16 protein-coding genes and 2 pseudogenes are annotated in these 18,587 nt (G+C 35.3%); 9 read left to right on the plus strand and 9 right to left on the minus strand.

Features of this window, described 5'->3' with window-relative positions; translation table 11 throughout:
* A pseudogene (locus ACN4EE_RS12675) lies at positions 1 to 837 on the plus strand (IS630 family transposase); the annotation flags it as partial.
* A gap of 119 nt (positions 838 to 956) precedes the next feature.
* The gene (locus tag ACN4EE_RS12680) at positions 957 to 1,451 is read left to right on the plus strand and encodes a hypothetical protein (protein ID WP_431706820.1); all 495 of its coding nucleotides are present in this window, start codon (positions 957 to 959) and stop codon (positions 1,449 to 1,451) included.
* Between the two features lie 91 nt (positions 1,452 to 1,542).
* On the opposite strand, the gene ACN4EE_RS12685 is transcribed toward ACN4EE_RS12680, so the two are convergent.
* On the minus strand, positions 1,543 to 1,800 hold the full coding sequence (locus tag ACN4EE_RS12685; protein ID WP_431706821.1) for an HNH endonuclease: 258 nt from the start codon (positions 1,798 to 1,800) through the stop codon (positions 1,543 to 1,545).
* Between the two features lie 732 nt (positions 1,801 to 2,532).
* Here ACN4EE_RS12685 and ACN4EE_RS12690 point away from each other — a divergent pair.
* Positions 2,533 to 2,928 carry a hypothetical protein gene (locus tag ACN4EE_RS12690; protein ID WP_431706822.1) on the plus strand — a complete coding sequence of 132 codons (396 nt, stop codon included), beginning with the start codon at positions 2,533 to 2,535 and terminating at the stop codon, positions 2,926 to 2,928.
* Positions 2,921 to 3,232, plus strand: a complete 312-nt coding sequence (locus ACN4EE_RS12695; RefSeq protein WP_431706823.1) for a cupin domain-containing protein — start codon at positions 2,921 to 2,923, stop codon at positions 3,230 to 3,232. The genes ACN4EE_RS12690 and ACN4EE_RS12695 overlap by 8 nt, the downstream gene beginning before the upstream one ends.
* Before the next feature lie 12 nt (positions 3,233 to 3,244).
* Here ACN4EE_RS12695 and ACN4EE_RS12700 read toward each other — a convergent pair whose 3' ends face one another.
* Entirely contained in the window at positions 3,245 to 3,496 is a 252-nt protein-coding gene (locus ACN4EE_RS12700; protein WP_431706824.1) for a hypothetical protein, read from the minus strand.
* A gap of 63 nt (positions 3,497 to 3,559) precedes the next feature.
* Between ACN4EE_RS12700 and ACN4EE_RS12705 the strand changes: the two genes are divergently transcribed.
* The gene (locus ACN4EE_RS12705) at positions 3,560 to 5,029 is read left to right on the plus strand and encodes a DUF3084 domain-containing protein (protein WP_431706825.1); all 1,470 of its coding nucleotides are present in this window, start codon (positions 3,560 to 3,562) and stop codon (positions 5,027 to 5,029) included.
* Between the two features lie 88 nt (positions 5,030 to 5,117).
* Positions 5,118 to 6,230, plus strand: coding sequence for an ABC transporter ATP-binding protein (locus ACN4EE_RS12710; RefSeq protein ID WP_431706826.1), 1,113 nt, complete (start codon positions 5,118 to 5,120; stop codon positions 6,228 to 6,230).
* 537 nt (positions 6,231 to 6,767) lie between these two features.
* Here the strand turns inward: ACN4EE_RS12710 and ACN4EE_RS12715 are convergent.
* A complete protein-coding gene (locus ACN4EE_RS12715) occupies positions 6,768 to 7,613 on the minus strand; it encodes a prohibitin family protein (RefSeq protein WP_431706827.1) in 846 nt (281 codons plus the stop codon).
* A gap of 225 nt (positions 7,614 to 7,838) precedes the next feature.
* Between ACN4EE_RS12715 and ACN4EE_RS12720 the strand changes: the two genes are divergently transcribed.
* Positions 7,839 to 8,294, plus strand: a complete 456-nt coding sequence (locus tag ACN4EE_RS12720; protein WP_431706828.1) for a DUF4079 domain-containing protein — start codon at positions 7,839 to 7,841, stop codon at positions 8,292 to 8,294.
* Between the two features lie 206 nt (positions 8,295 to 8,500).
* Here the strand turns inward: ACN4EE_RS12720 and ACN4EE_RS12725 are convergent, their stop codons facing one another.
* Positions 8,501 to 9,643: a HEAT repeat domain-containing protein gene (locus tag ACN4EE_RS12725; RefSeq protein ID WP_431706829.1), complete on the minus strand. Its 1,143-nt coding sequence runs from the start codon at positions 9,641 to 9,643 to the stop codon at positions 8,501 to 8,503.
* 343 nt (positions 9,644 to 9,986) lie between these two features.
* On the opposite strand from ACN4EE_RS12725, the gene ACN4EE_RS12730 reads away from it, so the two are divergent.
* Positions 9,987 to 12,557, plus strand: a complete 2,571-nt coding sequence (locus ACN4EE_RS12730; RefSeq protein ID WP_431706830.1) for a M1 family aminopeptidase — start codon at positions 9,987 to 9,989, stop codon at positions 12,555 to 12,557.
* 318 nt (positions 12,558 to 12,875) lie between these two features.
* A complete protein-coding gene (locus tag ACN4EE_RS12735) occupies positions 12,876 to 14,393 on the plus strand; it encodes a class I SAM-dependent methyltransferase (protein WP_431706831.1) in 1,518 nt (505 codons plus the stop codon).
* A gap of 280 nt (positions 14,394 to 14,673) precedes the next feature.
* On the opposite strand, the gene ACN4EE_RS12740 is transcribed toward ACN4EE_RS12735, so the two are convergent.
* The 5 genes and pseudogenes from ACN4EE_RS12740 to leuD all read right to left on the minus strand — a co-directional run bounded on the left by ACN4EE_RS12740 (position 14,674) and on the right by leuD (position 18,576).
* Complete coding sequence (locus ACN4EE_RS12740) at positions 14,674 to 16,080, minus strand: efflux RND transporter periplasmic adaptor subunit (RefSeq protein ID WP_431706832.1); 1,407 nt, start codon at positions 16,078 to 16,080, stop codon at positions 14,674 to 14,676.
* Between the two features lie 271 nt (positions 16,081 to 16,351).
* Positions 16,352 to 16,774: a helix-turn-helix domain-containing protein gene (locus ACN4EE_RS12745; RefSeq protein ID WP_431706833.1), complete on the minus strand. Its 423-nt coding sequence runs from the start codon at positions 16,772 to 16,774 to the stop codon at positions 16,352 to 16,354.
* Positions 16,755 to 17,058, minus strand: a pseudogene (locus ACN4EE_RS12750) (type II toxin-antitoxin system HigB family toxin). The gene ACN4EE_RS12745 and the pseudogene ACN4EE_RS12750 overlap by 20 nt, the downstream one beginning before the upstream one ends.
* Before the next feature lie 99 nt (positions 17,059 to 17,157).
* Entirely contained in the window at positions 17,158 to 17,745 is a 588-nt protein-coding gene (locus ACN4EE_RS12755; protein ID WP_431706834.1) for a GUN4 domain-containing protein, read from the minus strand.
* 243 nt (positions 17,746 to 17,988) lie between these two features.
* The gene (gene leuD / locus ACN4EE_RS12760; RefSeq protein ID WP_431706835.1) at positions 17,989 to 18,576 is read right to left on the minus strand and encodes a 3-isopropylmalate dehydratase small subunit; all 588 of its coding nucleotides are present in this window, start codon (positions 18,574 to 18,576) and stop codon (positions 17,989 to 17,991) included.
* Positions 18,577 to 18,587 lie beyond the last annotated feature (11 nt).

Below are 18,587 nucleotides of genomic sequence, written 5' to 3' on the forward strand. Positions count from 1 at the left end.
TTCAAAAAATACTCAAGCGATACAAAGAAACAGGAGAACTCAAACCTCGATATTCTGGCGGAAGACCACCAAAAATAAATTCTGAACAAACTGTATTATTGTTGGAAATTATTGACACAAATAATGATGCTACTCTGTGGGAATTGGCTGAATTATTTGAGCAAAAAACTGGTGTTAAACTCAGTACTTCGACTATTGACAGAATCAATCGTAAATTTGACTACACTCTTAAAAAAAACGCTCTACGCTACAGAAAAACATAGTGATGCCGTTCAGGAAAAAAGATGCGAATATTGGGATAAAGTCAGAGAAATAAAGGAAGAAAACTTAGTTTTTGTGGACGAATCGGGAAGTAATTTAGCAATGCTTCGTCTTTATGGCAGAGCAAAAAAAGGAGACAAAGTTAGAGGAGAAAAACCCCAGAAAAGAGGTCGAAATATTTCTATAGTCACGGCAATATCTTTAAGGAACGTAGTAGCATCGAGAAATATTTATGGTTCTGTAGATGGATTAACTTTTGAGGCTTTTGTAGTTAGAGATTTAGTTCCGAACTTATGGGCGGGAGCTTGTGTCGTGATGGATAATGCCAAAATTCATTTAGGGGAAACAATCAGAGAGGAAATAGAAAAAGTGGGGGCATCATTGGTGTATTTATCGCCATATTCTCCTGATTTTTCACCCATTGAGAATTTTTGGTCGAAAGTTAAAAGTTATATCCGAAAACTTAAGCCTAGAAATTATAATGATTTGGTAGAGGCGATTGCAACTGCAATGAAACAAGTAAGACAATTGGATATACATAACTGGTTCACTCATTGCTGTTACTGTACCTCATAATTATGAGAAATGCTATATCCTTATGGTAATTATTGTAAAATATAATAAGTTACTGCATAAATTTAAAAAATGTCACTGATAGTTATTTAATAAGAATTTTTTTGATAAAGGAGCGATTTATGGAATCTGTTGATTTAATTTTTGATGAGGGGATTAATTGGAGTGCCTTTTTAAATTCTTTCAATCATTTAAAATCAGAAAATGATCATAATTTATTAGTTGAGTCAATTAAACAAAGTGATCAGATAATGATGATAGGAATTAAAACATCTCGTAATAAAGAAGAAATAGAATCATCTTTTTGGCAATTATACCGCTCGATAATTGATAATCAGATCAAATTTTTAGAAGAACAATTAAAATTTAATCAGCAACAAAATAATAATTTAATTAAGATAATTGAGGTAATGGCAGAAAAAGAAAATACCCTTACATTACAAGGCGCTCATTTTGCTGGTGGCTTTGCCTCCAGAGATTATACTGGTGACATAATTACATACAATCAGGGTGATAAAAGTCATGGTGATATAGTACATAATCACGGCGATATAGCATATAAAGAAACCATCAAAGAACTTCAACACTTTATTAACAGATTATCCAGTGATTCCTAATCTATTACATCACTGATTATAAATTACCATGTCCTCAGTTAATATCTTTATTGCTGAGGATTTTTTTATTTTTAATGCCTAGTAAGAGTAATCATAGATTAAGAGATAATTGATCGATCGAAATATTACCTTTTCTTCCCCGATGATATTGCAAATGACAGCTATTGCATAAGGCTACCAAATTCTCGGCTCTATTATCTTCGGGTATGCGATTCCAGTGATGTACTTGCAGACACTTTCCCCTTCTTGATTTCTCCTTAAAATCTGCACCACATTTCGCACACTTCCACTCTGCTTTTTCCTTGACTTCGATCGATATTTCTCTCCAATCTTTAGAATATCTGCTCATCAAAATTTACCCTAACTCTGTCTCTATTTTAGGGCTTTTTTCTTACGAATTATTGTCAAAGCAAAACCATAGCGATCGAGCAGCGCCACTTCGTGATCGATACAACCACTATGCTTTATTGCTTTATTAATACCTTCAATTAGGTTTTACCACTAAGGGAGAGAACAATCATCAAGTATCGGCAGTAACTATCAACAGCTTAGTTTCCATTCAATTAGTTTCCCCCATAAAGGGAGAGGTCAACATGGCGACTCAACTTCATATCAACAATTACGTTTCCATTCAATTAGTTTCCCCCATAAAGGGAGAGAGCCGTCTTTAGAACGCTTATCTGATAATAATTCCAGAAGCAGTTTGCGAACGATACCAAAATTATAACTTGTAATCGCCTTTTTTGTCAACTCCAAATCGCTGAAACCCTTACACAGCAATATATCGAGGGATAACACGAATTTACTGGATTTGAGGGCATTTTCATTATCGGTCGATTTTTGTCTACACAATTATTTATTACGGTTCGATCGAATTAATCCTTATTATAAGGTTAAGCAAAGCCTTTACCTTTTTTCTCTGGTTTAATCCGTTTGCTTTTCACTTTTGTAGCTTTAACATCGATCGTATCCTCAATATAGCGATAACGAGGGTGATGTTTTGTGCTAATTCCATTTGAGTGTTTCTGTGTTATCCTTGAAAAGAGAATAAAAAATATGAGTCTAATAAAGTTTAATACCTATGATAGAAGATTATACCGACATCTCTGAACAGGATGAAGAAGAATTGATGCAAGAACAAGGAGAAGTTGTCTATTCTGTATATTGGGATAGTGGAGCGCCCGGAGCAGGAGCAGGTTATGAACTAATATATTTATGGAAAGGTCAATATGTAGTTTGGCTTACTGATGATCCAGATAGACCTGTTTATGATAATTTAACAGAAGCAATTATGGGGGTAGAACTAAATTTTGTTAATGATGCCATAAAAGAAATTAAATCTACCGAGTTGTCTTCTGAGGAAATAGTTGAGTTACTAGAAGTTTATATAGGAAATAATATACATAAACTGACCATCAATGGAGAGGACTGGGAAGTAAATAAACAAGGTAATTTCACCAGAATAGTTTATGATTAATCCTGAAAATTTATTTGATAATATTCCTTCTCTAATTGAGGGAGAATATTTCTCTGAACTGCTTAACCTCCGTAACGTTGTCATTGAGAGAATTGTTAGTAGCGATTGCCCCGATAATAAGGTTTATTGTCAGGAACAAGACGAATGGGTGATATTGATTAAGGGAGAAGCCGAGTTAAAAATTAATGATGATATTGTGAAGTTAAAGACTGGAGATTATCTTTTTATTCCAGGTATGATTCCCCACCAAGTCCTCATTACTTCTAATGATTGTGTTTGGTTAGCAGTACATATTTTTCATTGACAATTAGGAGGTCTAAGGAAATATTATTCCTAATACTTCAATTTTATTCTTGTTTTGCTCAATGTGTAACACCACTCCCTCACCAGAGCGAGGGAAAATATCGCTGATTGCCGTAATGTTAACCTGATGAGAAACCATAACTATCACGCCGTCTTGATGAGTTTCTTCTAATAGAAATTTTCGTAATTGATTTGTTTGTTTCTCACCACGACTAGGATTACTAAAAAATGAATTTAATGGGGGAGTTATTTCTTCATTTCCCATTTTCGTTAAACTAGGAATAGGTGTATAACAAAATCTGTGAGGAGTTAATAACTCGATAAATTAATGACAAGTGCCTATATTCTTGTAATCGCTATTTTAGTATTGGGTGGTTTAATTGCAGCATTAGGCGATCGAATTGGTAGTAAAATAGGAAAAGCTAGATTGAGATTATTTCAATTACGCCCCAAACAAACTGCCATTGTAATCACTATTGGTACTGGAATTTTAATTTCTGCCTCCACTTTATTGATTTTATTTACATTTAGTAGTTCTTTAAGACAGGGAGTTTTTGAGTTAGATGAAATTCTGAAAAGAAGACGTGAAATTACTCAGCAATTAGAGACGGTAGAAGCGGAAAAAGAAAGAGTTGAACGGGAATTAAGCGAGGCTCAAAAAAGACAAAATTCTGCCAGAGAATTATTGACAAAAACAGGAAAGGAATTAAGCAAAACTCAAACTCAATTAAAAAGTATTTCTTCCCAAAGTGATAAATTAAAAGAAGAAGTCGGAAAAATTATTGCTGAAAAAACGGTTCTTTTAGCGGAAAAAGAGGAAATTCAACAACAGCGAGAAAAGTTAGAGATTTCGATCGCAAAAAGAGATCAAGAGTTAAAAGATAATCAATTACAAATTGAGGAACAAAGAGAAATTTTAGAGACACAACAAAAAGTTTTAGAAGAACAAAAATTAAGTTTACAAGAACTAAAAAACAGACAAAATCAATTAGAATTAGAGATAAAAGGAAGAGATGAACAAATTGCTACTTTAGATAAAAGTATCTCAGAAAAAGATCAAATTTTAAGAAATAAAGAGGAAGAATTATCCTTTTTAGAAAGGGAATTAGGATTTTATCGCCGAGAGGTGGAGATTTTAGAACAATATTATCAAACTTATCAGGATTTGAGAGAAAGACCTATTGCCGTAGTTAAAGGGCAAGTTTTGACGGTTACGCTAGTTAAAACTGATAAAGATACCAATTTAGAAGAATTAATAGACGGTATTTTAAACGAAGCAAATCGAGGAGTAATGTTAATTTTAGGCTACGGCAATCAATCTCCTCATCAAAGATTTGTACAAATTACCAAAGCACAAGTAGAACAAATGAAACAACAATTATCTCCCCCCGGAGAATATTTGGTGAGGATTTTTTCCGCTAGTAATTATGTGCAAGGTGAAGAAAATGTGAGAATTTTTGCGGATGTTACTCCTAATCAGAGAGTTTACGCTAAAAATGATACTATTGCTTCTATTTCGATCGATCCTAAAGATTTTCAAAGTACAGAATTACAACAGAAACTAGATTTTTTAATTGCTGTCACCGAATTTCGAGCGAGGAGAGAAGGGATATTAGGTAGAATCGTCATTGGAGATGGTAAAATCTTATCTTTGATTAATTTTCTTCAGCAATTACAATTATCTGATGAAACCGTTGATGAAATTATTGCCATTTCTGCTAATGATACCAATACATCAGGTCCTTTACAAGTGAATTTAGTAGTTATGTCTAACGGTAGAGAAATTCTCAGATTGTAAGAGATTACTTAAAAATTATGGTTAATTTGCTCGATCGAACTTCATTAAATCTTAAACTAGATCATGTTCCCCTTAGTGTCAGTTTAAAATGGCTACTGTTACCCTAGAAAATATCACCCGTAGTTTTAAGCAAACAAAAGTTATTTCAGATATTACATTTCAAGTACCCGATGGAGAATTTTGGGTATTAGTAGGTCCTTCTGGTTGCGGTAAATCGACTATACTAAGATCGATCGCAGGTTTAGAAACCATTACCGAAGGTAAATTATATTTTGACGGTGGTTTAATGAATAACATCCCCGCCAGAGAAAGAAATGTGGCAATGGTTTTTCAAAATTATGCCCTATATCCTCATCTTAACGTTGCTCAAAATTTGGGTTTTGGCTTAAAAATGCGAGGGGTAAACAAATCTATTATTAATGAAAAAGTGGAATTTGTGTCTGGAATCCTTGATATTAACCATTTATTGCACCGTAAACCCAAGGATTTGTCAGGAGGGCAACAACAAAGAGTAGCATTAGGTAGAGCAATTATTCGACAACCGCAAGTATTTTTATTAGATGAGCCTTTATCGAATTTGGATGCTCAATTACGAGATCAAACACGGACAGAATTAAAAAAACTTCATCAAAAAGTAGGTATTACCACTATTTATGTAACTCATGATCAAGTGGAAGCCATGACTCTGGGCGATCGAATTGTGGTGTTAGACAAAGGTAAAATACAACAAATAGGCACACCAGCCGAAATTTATCATCATCCAGTGAATCGTATGGTAGCCACTTTTTTAGGCACACCAGCCATGAATATTATTCCCGTTACCTACCATGATGGGGCATTGTGGATTAATGAACGACAATCTTTAAGTTTGACTCCTCTTTGGCAGAAAAAAATTTCTCCTCGTAATGGGCAAGGTTGGGATTTAGGGATTCGCCCTGAGCATATTCAAGCCTTTATCAACGATGATAATGTATCAGATAATGATATTTTAGTGCAAGTGGAAGTCATTGAACCTTTAGGAAAAGAAGTCTTAATCAGTGCCGTGATTGTGGATTCAGACATCAATATTAATCTACAGTTACCTATGGAAAAATTCGCTCGAAACTTACCACAACTCGATCGTCTGAGGATAACATTTAGCCTAGATGACGCTCATATTTTCGATCCCATTACCGGAGCGATTGAGTGCCCTCTCTACTAATTGTCATTGCAAGGCACGAAGCAATCTCTCAAAACTCGATCAAACTCCCTTATCCTGTCATTGCGAGGTAACGAAGCAATCTCTCAAAACTCGATCAAACTCCCTTATCCTGTCATTGCGAGGTAACGAAGCAATCTCTCAAAACTCGATCACACCCTCTAAAACTCGATCGCTAAAAGTGGTGCTACGCGATCGAACTCCCACAACCTCGATCACCTGAGTTCGATATAAAATGATGAAGATAAGAGGGGGAAGAGGGGGAAGAAAATGCTTTCAAATCTTCATTAAATTTAGTAAATAGCTATCAAAAATCAATTTATGATAATTTTTAATCAAATCTTCTAATGATTCGAGCGATTTAGTCTAAATCTTATCTCGAACTGAGGTATGCTCGTAGATTATTTTCCGCTATAGAGGAGTCTATCACAAAAACCATTAAACCACAATCGATCGAGGAATTAAAAGGAGAATTAGGAATTGAGTAAAAAAAGAAGCCTTCTTCGGCTTCAAAAATAGAAATGAAAAAGGGATATAAATTTATTTCTCTAAATCACTCATATTAAAAATAAAGGGAATATTTCCATTTCCACTACTACCACTACTAATTAACACTTTTGGCATTTGCGCTCCTCCTTCTCTCCATGCCTCGATCGCTTCTTTTTGTAATACTAAGACACCACCTTGAGCATTTAAAGTTTCAGCAAGTAATCTTTGAGCTTCGGCTTTACCCTTAGCACGGTTGATGTCTGCTTGTGCTTGTTGCTCGGCTTCTTGGGCAATATATACAGCTCGTTGCGCTCGTTGTTCAGCGATTTGTTTTTCTTCCACTGCCCTAGCAAATTCGGGAGAAAAAGTCAAATCCACGACACTGGTATCCAATACAATAATACCATATTTGTCTAAACGAGAATTGAGGGCGTTGTCGAAATCATCTTTTAATTCCGTACGTTTTGTAATAGCTTCTTCAACAGTGCGTTTCGCCGCCGCAACTTTAAAAGATTCTTGGGTTTGAGGAGCGATGATTTTTGCTACAATATTTTGCAATGTACCTTGAGTTCTTCTAATTTCTACCACTTTTAAAGGATCAAGACGAAAGTTAATGGCAAAACTAGCGGTTAAGTCTTGTAAATCTTTGGTGGAACTTTGTGCAGGTACTTCAAATTTCTGTACGGTGACATCGTAAACATCAACGTTAGAAACAAGGGGCGGTTTAAAATGGATACCTTCTAATAATGCCCCGTCTTGAGCTTTCCCTAATATGCTTAAAACTCCAGCTTGTCCGGGGTTTATGATAATAAATGAGTTAAAGCCGACAAATACTAATAAGGCGGCTAAAATTCCTGCTATCAAATTCGATATACTGGCGGTTGCTTGACGTTCCAATGTTTTATACTCCTTTTAAGTTTATCATTCTGTGTAAATTTTAACATTTAATTTTGATTACCTACTTATTTTTCATTGCTTTGTAGTGTTTAGCTTTTGTTTTCCTTATTTTTGCAAAAGTCCATAGTATAATGGTTCACAACTATCTCCATTAGACATCTCGGAGAAAAACAGGCAAGATGCCTGTTCTACGGTAGTAAAATATTTTTGCAACATATTCTTATTATGAATTTGCCCTCTTTTTTGTGGTTATGGAAAATCGCCGCTTGGTCTATGGGATTGACGATCGTGTGTTATCTTACTTTAGGGTTGTCTGGTACTTTTTTATTCAAAATTCGTAAGGATAAAACCCCCCCCAAAAAATGGTTAAGACCTTTTCATCGATCGATCGGTATTCTTATGGTAACGTTGATTTTATTGTTATTATCGATCGGGTTAATAGGTACGATCGGACACTATGGTAGTTTAGGGCATTCATGGCATTTAGTGGCAGGTTTAGTCATTGTCTGTTTAGCCTTAATATCTGCTTGGAGTTCAACAAACATACATCCCACAAAACCTTGGGCAAGACTTCTTCATGTTAGAGTTAATATTGCCTTATTTTTCTCTCTTTTATTGGTAGGTTTAACGGGGTGGAGTGTGGTGCAAAAATATTTAGGGGGTGCTGAAAAACTATTGTGATGAAGGGAGGTAATCGGTAATGGGTAATAGGTAAAGTAATGAAAAATCACGGTTTTGAGATTTTGTATAGATAAATTTATACAAAAAAGTTTGAAATAAAATTAAGGTAAAAATGCTCATTTTTTTAGAAAAAATTGCTAAAACTGAGTACTTTTTCAGTAATGTCGTTTCTCTAAACCATTGATTTTAATAGTTTTCTTGGTTATTCAGCAAACCCTATTTATTTGTGTTAACGCCGATTCTGCATACAAACTCACTTGTAAATTATGATGGGTAACTATCTCTTTTAAAACAGAAATACATTCGATCGAACTGAGTTGTTTTAAACTATAGCAAAGAGCCTGTAAAATGTCTGGATTAGTTAAGTTAGGGGATTGAGTATAATAAAAACTGGTGAGAATCACAACGGCTTGATATTTAACGCTAGGTTTCGTTAACCTTCCTAAAACATTAATTATTTCTAAAGTTGTTGCTATATCTGTACTATATATCGCTTTTCCTAAACATTGTATGCTGTAGGTAGTGGCAATCCAAGCCAAAGCCTTAATAATGGCAACTTTCAATACATCTGGTGTTTGCCATGAATGAAATACCTTATCTAAAGCCTTTACTGCATGAGGAGACTGGCAACGACTTAACGCCATAACCGCCTGTTGCGCCACTGATAAATTTATATCATCTAATAATGGGGTAATGACTTCGATTAAGTCTTCATCCTGACTAGATTTGAGTTTCAATCCTAAACCGATAACTGCTTCTTTTCTCACCGATGAATTATAATCTTTCAGGGCGTTAATCATGGCTGAGATGATTTCAGGAGTGTCAAAATTGCGCAAAGAAGCCATTACCATGGCTCGAATCGTGCTATCTTCATCATTAAGCAATGATAACAACGGGGGAATAACATCTAAACTAGGAATTTGAGTTAAAGCCTTCGTGGCTAAAAGACGATAATCTGATTTTGTCATCAACTCCGAGAGAAAACTAATAGATTTTTTACCTTGACTGGCTAGAGTTTCAGTCGCAAGAATAATTAAGTCTTCTTCTTGAGTTTTACTTAATAACTCCGTAACAATTAAGATAATTTCAGGATGTTTAATTTGACTGAGGATTTTTAAACCATACCAACGGGTTTCTGTGTCAGCATTTTCATTAAGAATAATTTTTTTCAAGGGTTGAATGGCATTTTCTCCCTGTTTAACTAATACTTTCGAGATAACCCATTTTTCCTCAAAACTCCCTAATTCTAAAATTTGTATGGCAATTTCTAAGGGAATTGACTCTTTTTCTACTAAATCCAATAGGTTGGGAAGTAAAATTTTAGTAATACTATTATCCTGAGTTATCATATATAGGTTCGATCGAGTTAGTTTTTATAGTTTATCTTTTCTTTTTCATGTCATTTCGTCTCTTTTGTTACATATTCTCTGCATTATACAAATAACGAGTCAAGTAATTCCGTTTATTGCATTTAATTCGTTGGTAGATTTGAAACCTTTTTCAGCAAATCCTAAGCTAAGAGGCATTTAACTTACATTTTCTCTTAATTTTTGAAAATAACCGAAAATCTTAACTCATCCCTTTTCTTTAGCATCATCAGTAAACTTGAATGCAAACTAGCTTAAACACAAAAAGCTCACCTTATTTTGCTAGGATATTTTGATATATATTTAATTGCCATTAATTGAAATTATGAGTCATTATTATTTTGACGCTGAAGAAAAGAAAAGTTTTGAGTTACCCGGGGCGAAACCTCATTATAACCCCCATCGATACGGACAAGTTCAACACATCGCCCTTGATTTAGATTTAGATATTCCTCAACAAAGTTTTCAGGGTATTTGTACTATTATCTTAACTCCCGTCAGAAGTAATATTACTCAACTCACCCTCGATGCGGTGGATTTAACCATCAAATCTGTATTGATTGACAACGTGAGTCAACCCTTCGACTATGACGGGGAGGCTATTACTATTAATCTTTTGCAACCCACCACCCAAGAAGATTTAAAGATTTCGATCGAGTATAGCAAAGAAAAACCGCAACGGGGACTATATTTTATTGCGCCTGATGAATATTATCCTAGCAAACCAAGCCAAGTTTGGACTCAGGGAGAAGATGAAGACTCCAGATATTGGTTTCCTTGTTTCGATTATCCGGGGCAGTTGGCAACATCGGAGATAATAGTTAAAGTACCATCAGATTATATTGCTATCTCCAATGGAGAGTTATTTAAAGTAGAAGAATTAGGGGATAAAAAAGTTTACTATTGGTTACAACCGCAAGTTCACCCTACCTATTTAATGACGTTAGCAGTAGGTAAATTTGCCCAAATTGAGGATAAATGGCAAGAAACCCCTGTTATTTATTATGTGGAAAAAGGCAAAGAAACCGAAGCGACAATTAGCATGGGGAAAACCCCAAAAATGATTGAATTTTTCAGTCAAAAATACGGCTATCTTTACCCCTATTCTAAATATGCCCAAGTGTGTGTCGATGATTTTATTTTCGGAGGCATGGAGAATACTTCCACCACGATTTTAACCGATCGATGTCTCTTAGACGAAAAAGCCTCCTTAGATAATCGCAATACCGAAAGTTTAGTTGCCCATGAATTGGCGCATCAATGGTTTGGAGATTTAGTAGTAATTAAACATTGGAGTCACGCATGGATTAAAGAAGGCGCCGCTTCCTACGCAGAAGTGTTATGGACTGAACATGAATATAGTGAAGACGAAGGGGCATATTATCTACTAGGAGAGGCAAGAAATTACTTACAAGAAGACTCCTCCCGTTATCGCCGTCCTATAGTTACTAATGTTTACAGAGAAGCCATTGAATTGTACGATCGACATTTGTACGAAAAAGGCGCTTGTGTTTATCACATGATTAGGGGTATTTTAGGAGAGGAATTATTCGATAAATTTATCCATACTTTTGTTAACGATAATGCCCATAAAACTGTAGAAACTATTGATTTATTACGAGCGATCGAAAAAGCAACGGGCTATAATTTAAGTCCACTTTTTGATCAATATGTTTTTAGAGGAGGACATCCTGATTTTAAAATTAATTATAGTTGGGATAGTGAAGCAAATTTAGCCTCAGTAACCATTAAGCAAACTCAAGCTAAAGAAGAAAACGGCAAATTTAAGGACTTATTTAACTTAAAAATACCCTTCGCTTTTGGTTATATTAAAGAAGAAGAAAACCCCGAATTAAAACTATTATCTCTTAAACTAGATAAACCTGAGCAAGTATTTTATTTTCCTTTAACTCAAAAGCCCGATTTTATCTCTTTTGATGTGGGAAATTATCATCTTAAAACCGTTAAATTAGAATACGGATTTACCGAATTAAAAAATCAATTAAAATACGATCGAGATGTCATTTCCCGTGTTTATAGTGCCATTGCCATAGGAAAAAAAGGCAACCTTGAAGCGGTGAAGGTATTAAGAGAAGCCTTAGAAAACGAAACATTTTGGGGAGTAAAAGTCGAAATAGCGAAACAATTAGGCAAAATCAAGCTAAATCAGGCAATGGAAGCCTTAATTGCTAATATTAACGACAGCAATCCCAAAGTGAGAAAGGCAATAGTGGAAGCCTTAACCCACCACAAAAACGAAGCCAGTTACAACGCCTTAAAAAATATCGTCATTAATGGTGATGCTAGTTATTATGTAGAGTCTAGTGCGATTAATGGATTGGGCAAGTTAACCACTGGTAGCCTTGAGGATAAACAACCCGAAGTTATCACCCTACTCGAACAGATTTTAGCAGAAAAAAGCGGTTGGAATGAGGTAATTCGATCGAGCGCCATTACAGGGTTAAGCCATTTAAAAACCAATGAGAAAGCCGTTGACATCATCGCTCAATACACCACTTTAGGCACTCCCCAACCCCTTCGCCTTACCGCTATCCGTTGCTTAGGTTCGATCGCCAAAGGGCAAAAACCTGATAAACTAACCTTTATCCTCGAAAAATTTGACTCTATGGTGTCAGAAACCTTCTTTTTGACTCAAATGGCATTAATAAGCGGTTTAGGGCAAATAGAAGACGCTCAAGCTATCTCAGCGTTAACAAATTTAGCGGATACCACCCCCGATGGTAGAGTCAAAAGACGTGCCGAAGAAGCCATTAATCAACTGCGAGGAAAAATGGGCAAAGACAAGACAATCAAAGACTTACAACAAGCTATTGACAAACTGAAAGAGGAAAACCAAGACTTACAAAGCCGTCTTGCCAAACTCGAAGCCAAATAATGGTAGGGTGGGCATTGCCCACCAGATATAATAAGCTAAGACGCATTTAACTTACATTTTTTATTAATTTGTGAAAATGACTGAAACTCTTAACTCTTCCCTCTTCCCTTTTCCCTATCATCACCAGTAAACTTCAATGCAAACTAGCTTATAATCTAAGACTTACGCACCAATAACGATATTCTGTCATTCCGAGCGTAGCGAAGGAATCTCAATCCTTGATTTTTGGTATAAGTGCGTAACGTCCATATCATTTCTGTTTAAGTTCGATCGAAAATGATAAAATTTACGTTGATCAGTTAACAAATAAAGAAAATTATGGTTTGGAATGAAGGCTACGTTGCAGAAATTAACTATACTTATGGTTTCTATGGAGAATTAAGCCCCCTCAAATTATCCCTCGCAACCGCCATAAAATCCATCCATCCCCCTGATTTAGAAGAATCTTTTAATTACTGTGAATTAGCCTGTGGTAGGGGTTACACCACCAATCTCCTCGCCAGTTGTTATCCCCATGCACAATTTTACGCCAATGACTTCAATCCTAATCATATTCACGAAGCCCAGAAATTAGCCCAATCCGCAGGAAGTCAAAACGTTCATTTTTTTGATGATAGCTTTAGTGAATTTATTGAGCAAGATTTACCCTCATTTGATTTTATCGTTTTACATGGTATTTACAGTTGGATAACTGCCGAAAATCGTCAAGCCATTGTTAATTTTATTCGTAAAAAGCTGAAAGTAGGAGGATTAGTTTATATTTCCTATAATGCCCTCCCCGGATGGGCTACGGCAATGCCCATGCAAGGTTTAATGATTCGTTATCGTCAGCATTCTTCTGAGCCAATTTTAGAAAGTATCGAAAACGCCCTTAACTTTACGGGGCAATTATTGGAAGCTAATGCAGGTTATTTTACACAAAATCCCGCCCTCAAATCTCGTTATGAAAACCTAAAACAACAAAATCGCCATTATCTCGCCCATGAATATTTTAATGAAGAATGGAACTCTTTTTATTTTGATCAAGTTGCCCAAGAATTAGAGGAAGCAAAACTTAATTTTGTCGGTTCGGCTCAAGTCATCGATTATGTTGATATACTTAACTTGAGTGAAACGGCACAACAACAACTCAAACAAATCAAAGATGCTACCTATCGAGAAGTGGTGCGAGATTTTTTCCTGAATACTCAGTTTCGCCGAGATATTTTTGCAAGAGGGCAATTATCCATGACTCCTCCTCAACACATTAAAGTTATCGAAAATATCCGTTATGCTCTGATTGTGCCTCTTAATGCTGTTAAGTTAGATCATACTTTTATTGTGGGCAATGTCACTTTACAAAAGGAAATTTATACGCCGATATGTGAACTTTTGGCGGAATCTTCTTTAACCATGAAAGAGTTACATGACAATCCTCGCCTTAATTCCACACCCATTAACAACCTTTATCAAGCCTTAATTGTCTTAACAGGCATTGGTTATGTACATCCTGCGGTAGATGAGGAAACTTGTCAACAAAGACAACAGTTTACTAATGGGTTTAATATTGCGGTTATCGAAAAGGCTTTTGTCAGTGATGAAATGAATTTTTTAGCTTCCCCTTTAATTGGTACTGGTGTATCTGTTTCCTCGATCGAACAGTTGTTATTATTTGCTAAATCCCAAGGGGAAGACGGAGTTAATTTTGTCTGGCAATTATTTTCAAGTCAAGGCAAAAAATTAATTAAGGAGAATAAAGTGTTAGAAACTCCTCAAGAAAATATCGCTCATATTAAAGATATTGCCAAGGAATTTTATACAAATCGTCTTCCAGTGCTTGAAAAATTAGGTATTTAGGGGAGGTAGATAGTAGCGGTTGTCTCATAGTATTTTGATGAGGGGAGGTAATAAGTAATAGGTAATGGGTAATGGGTAATAGGTAAAGTAATGAAAAATCAAGGTTTTGAGATTTTGTCTATGCTTATCTGTTGCCTTTTGCCTACTCGCACTGAGCGACAGTCGAAGTGTTGCCTACCTCTATCAAATTTCATCATCCTCTAGTCTATCATTAGACATCTGCAAAAATACAGGCAAGATGCCTGTTCTACGGTGATAAAATTATAATTTCTGGAGATGTTTATTGAGTGCTAGAGGTTAATTCAGCTTCGCTAATAGGGGTATTGTTTCTTAAGTCTAAAATACGAGAGGTGACAATTCGATCGCCCGGATTAACCCCCGACAATACCTGATATTCTTGCCCTTGAATACCGCCAATGGTAATGGGAATTTGTTTAGCGGTGAGGGCTTCGTTATCTCCTTTTTGTGCCACGAAAACGAATTTTTGCCCTCCTAAACTACTAACTACATTAGTGGGAATTAAAATACCGGGCTTGGTATCCCAAATTAAACGAGCACGCACATATTTTTCATCTTTGAAACTACCATCATTTTCAAAACTAATTTTAACGGTGACGGATTGATTATTTTGTTCGGTTAAAGGGGAAATAAAACTGACACTCCCAGATGCAACAGGTGTATTGTTGTCTCCTAGTATCTGTACAGGAAGACCAATTTTTAAACGAGGGAGGTTTTCAATAGGTACATTAATATTAAGGAGAAATTTATCGTTGTTGGTAATAGTGGTTAATGCTTCTCCTTGACGTAAATAATCCCCGACTTTTTTGGCATTAAAATCACCGACAATACCAGTCACAGGGGCTACTATACGGTTAAAAATCAAGTTTTGTTCAATACTACCTTTGTTTCCTCTGGATTGATCAATATTTGCCCTTGCCCTATCGACGTTAGATTTTGCTCCTTGTATTCTTGCGTCAGCTACTTTTAAGTTACTCAAAGCGGAGTTAAGGGATTCTTTGGTGGTTTGAACTTGCGATCGAGCGCCCTGTACTGCTTCTTCTCTGGCGGTTACGGTAGCTTTAGCACTACTTAAGTCTCTGGTTTTGTCGTCTAAATCTTGGGTTGGCAATACTCCAGAATCCACTAAAAACTTAGATCGATCGAAATTAACTTGAGCTAATTCTAAATCGGCGGAGGCTCTTTGTAAATCAGCGAGGGTGGATTTTAAGTTAGCTTCGGCACGACTAACATCTGCCCTTAACCCTGCAACTTGGGAAGAAGTGCTATCTCTTTCTCCTTCCCTTTGTCTCAACTCTGATTGAGCTTGATTGTAAGCAGCGATTTGACTTTGTACATTAGCAGAAGCGGCAAATACTTCTTCTTCTTGTTGAGTCGGCTCTAATTCAGCGATTAATTGCCCTTGGGTAACAAATTCGCCCTCTTGTACCACAATACTTCTAATTCTACCATTAATTTCGGGGGCTAAACTAACCCTTGTCACCGCTTCTAGTGTACCAACATATTCAGTACTGTTAATGAGTTGTCCACTTTGTAAAGTAGTTAAACTAACAGGGATAGGTTGAGGAGTTGGGGCTTCTGTTTTTTCTTGACTACATCCCGATATACTTATCGCTAAAACCGACATGGTAGCAACTATATTTCTGGGGATAAATGATGATTTTTTCATAGGGGTAAAAATATTCAAGTTCGATCGAGTTTTTATCAATTTTTTCGTAGGGGTTTAATAATATAATATTCAACCCACACAGAGTTTTAACTTATTGTATAAATTATGATGGATGTCTATTAATGTGATTGTAACTTACACTAGAAAAAATATTAAATAGTTATTAATAGTTAACATTTTGTGGTATGCAAGAATTTAATTTTAAAAGATAAACCTCCTAAATCTTCAGTATCTTGATTATATGTATTTTGTAGAGTGGGTAGTGTATCGCCTAAATATTTAAAAATAAATCAGGAGATATTTCAAAATAATTACCTAAGATTTGAGCCTGAATTTTGTTAATCTTTTCCTTTCCTTTTCTAATATCATTAACTATTTTTTCTGAACCGATTATCTTAATTAATTCTTCTGTTGATAACCCCTTTGATTCTATAAAATGTTCCAAAATTTCTAAGGGTGAAACATTAGCCCAATCTTTAATTTCATAGATTTTTTCTTCATAATCTTCAATTAATTTTACTAGCAATTTTAATAACACTGATTCTTCTAAACTTCTATTTTGTTTTTTGGCAATCAGTTTTTCAGCCACTTTTAAATATTCTTGATATTCTGTTTCATTATCAATAATTTTGGGAACAATTTTAGTATCTGTTAACAGTTGTAAATAATTGGCTTTATTTAAAGTAAGGGTCATTTTTCCAATCCTCCTTATTATATTCGGCATGAGTTAAAAAATATTTAAAATAGGCTATTTGTTCTTGATAATCTATATCTAAAATTAGACGATACTTATTACCTTTGATATTAAAAACAGTAAAATTACCCACTGATTCTGCATCTCGATATATTTTTTGCACGTCTAATAAATTTCTCCATTCTGCTTTGTTGATAGTTTTACAAAAAAGCCTTAATTATTTTTTCAACATCAGGATATTTTAATGTCACTTGTTTTAGTTTTCCTGTAGAAATTAAATGGATATTTTCATTATTATAATCTTTGTTGCTTTTTGCCTGTCTTTATCAGTAAACTTAGATGCGTTCTAGCTTAATTCTTCATTCTTAATTCTTCATTCTTTATTATCGATCGAAAGTAACCAAGTTACATTGAACCATTCTTTGGGCTAATGTAGAATAAAGTAATCTACCTCCTGTGATGGAATATTCGGGGCGAGGGTTAGGAAAATGTCCGATGGGTGCAGTACTGCTATAATTGAGATTCTCAATAAAGATAATCCAATCATTGTCTTTTCTCCAGCCAATGCGATCGCCAAAACGGTTAAAAGCATCATCGCTTACCAGTCGCCCGGGGCGATTTCCTGTATCAACATAAATGGGAAATTGCACACTAAAACCAAATCTACCGTTAGAATTTTCTTTCCATAAAGTATCAATAGTTTTTAAATCTGCACAAGCAAGATTTTGTAAATCTGCAGGAGGAATCCAACCCACAGAAGTCCTCCCCGTCGCTTGTAATATAATGCGTCTAGTTTCGTCATTAGCTCTACGCCAATTTTGTTGTTCCAAAAATCTGCTAAGGTTACTAAAATCGATCGAACTGTCAGCAGAAACCTGAGAATTGGAGGTAGTTTGAGCTAGAGTTGAAGGGATAGGGATAGAAGCAGAAAAACTGAGAATAAGGGCAAAAAATAAAGATTTAAGTTTCATAGTTAGAGAAATGAGGAATTAGGAATGAGAAATGAGGAATGAAAGAAAATTGTATAGATAGATAAATAAACATGATATTATTATCTAGTCGCTTCAGCAGACTTGAGCTATTAGCATGGAAATTTATTTCGATGCAGGTGATTGATGAGCAACTAAAATCTAATAGACATCTTCAAAAATACAGGCAAGATGCCTGTTATGCGGTGGTAAAATCATAATTACGATCGAAATTTAATCCGAATTTTACCAAGTAATATAAGGTAATTTAGTAGATGTTGCTTTAATTTGCTCAATATTTTTCGTTAATAAACCACAAGTATCCCATTTACCCGTAGTCAGCATATTTCTAGCACCTTTATCCATTTTTACCACACTACTATAATGTCCACACTGAATTTTTAAACTTTCTAAGTCTAATGTCATGGCAATATCTGGATTTCCTTGTAATAAATTTTGGATACTTTTAATATTGCCTGATGAAGTGGTAACGCAAGGAATGCCCATAGTTAAGCAATTACCGAAGAATATTTCTGCAAAACTTTCTCCCACTATGGCTTCTATTCCCCATCTAGCAATGGCTTGGGGTGCGTGTTCTCTACTTGAACCACAACCGAAATTAGCATTTACTACTAAAATTTTAGCGTTTTGATATTGGGGTAAATCGAAGGGGTGTTTTCCCTGTAATGCAGTTCGATCGTCTGCGAACACCTGTTCTCCTAAACCATCAAAGGTGACACAACGCAAAAAACGAGCGGGAATAATTCGATCGGTGTCAATATCATTACCAATTAAAGGAATACCAGTGCCTGAAATAATTGTTCTTTGACTCATAATCAATAATA

This window comes from Geminocystis sp. CENA526 (assembly GCF_050753365.1).
Classification (GTDB): Bacteria; Cyanobacteriota; Cyanobacteriia; order Cyanobacteriales; family Cyanobacteriaceae; genus Geminocystis.

Bases quoted from the DNA above. Each gene is read 5' to 3' on its own strand.
- ACN4EE_RS12735 (WP_431706831.1), top strand. From the start codon at position 12,876: ATGGTTTGGAATGAAGGCTACGTTGCAGAAATTAACTATACTTATGGT.
- ACN4EE_RS12730 (WP_431706830.1), top strand. From the start codon at position 9,987: ATGAGTCATTATTATTTTGACGCTGAAGAAAAGAAAAGTTTTGAGTTA.
- ACN4EE_RS12710 (WP_431706826.1), top strand. From the start codon at position 5,118: ATGGCTACTGTTACCCTAGAAAATATCACCCGTAGTTTTAAGCAAACA.
- ACN4EE_RS12755 (WP_431706834.1), bottom strand. From the start codon at position 17,745: ATGAAACTTAAATCTTTATTTTTTGCCCTTATTCTCAGTTTTTCTGCT.
- ACN4EE_RS12740 (WP_431706832.1), bottom strand. From the start codon at position 16,080: ATGAAAAAATCATCATTTATCCCCAGAAATATAGTTGCTACCATGTCG.
- ACN4EE_RS12700 (WP_431706824.1), bottom strand. From the start codon at position 3,496: ATGGGAAATGAAGAAATAACTCCCCCATTAAATTCATTTTTTAGTAAT.
- ACN4EE_RS12705 (WP_431706825.1), top strand. From the start codon at position 3,560: ATGACAAGTGCCTATATTCTTGTAATCGCTATTTTAGTATTGGGTGGT.
- ACN4EE_RS12685 (WP_431706821.1), bottom strand. From the start codon at position 1,800: ATGAGCAGATATTCTAAAGATTGGAGAGAAATATCGATCGAAGTCAAG.
- ACN4EE_RS12745 (WP_431706833.1), bottom strand. From the start codon at position 16,774: ATGACCCTTACTTTAAATAAAGCCAATTATTTACAACTGTTAACAGAT.
- ACN4EE_RS12695 (WP_431706823.1), top strand. From the start codon at position 2,921: ATGATTAATCCTGAAAATTTATTTGATAATATTCCTTCTCTAATTGAG.
- ACN4EE_RS12720 (WP_431706828.1), top strand. From the start codon at position 7,839: ATGAATTTGCCCTCTTTTTTGTGGTTATGGAAAATCGCCGCTTGGTCT.
- ACN4EE_RS12690 (WP_431706822.1), top strand. From the start codon at position 2,533: ATGATAGAAGATTATACCGACATCTCTGAACAGGATGAAGAAGAATTG.
- ACN4EE_RS12680 (WP_431706820.1), top strand. From the start codon at position 957: ATGGAATCTGTTGATTTAATTTTTGATGAGGGGATTAATTGGAGTGCC.
- leuD (WP_431706835.1), bottom strand. From the start codon at position 18,576: ATGAGTCAAAGAACAATTATTTCAGGCACTGGTATTCCTTTAATTGGT.
- ACN4EE_RS12725 (WP_431706829.1), bottom strand. From the start codon at position 9,643: ATGATAACTCAGGATAATAGTATTACTAAAATTTTACTTCCCAACCTA.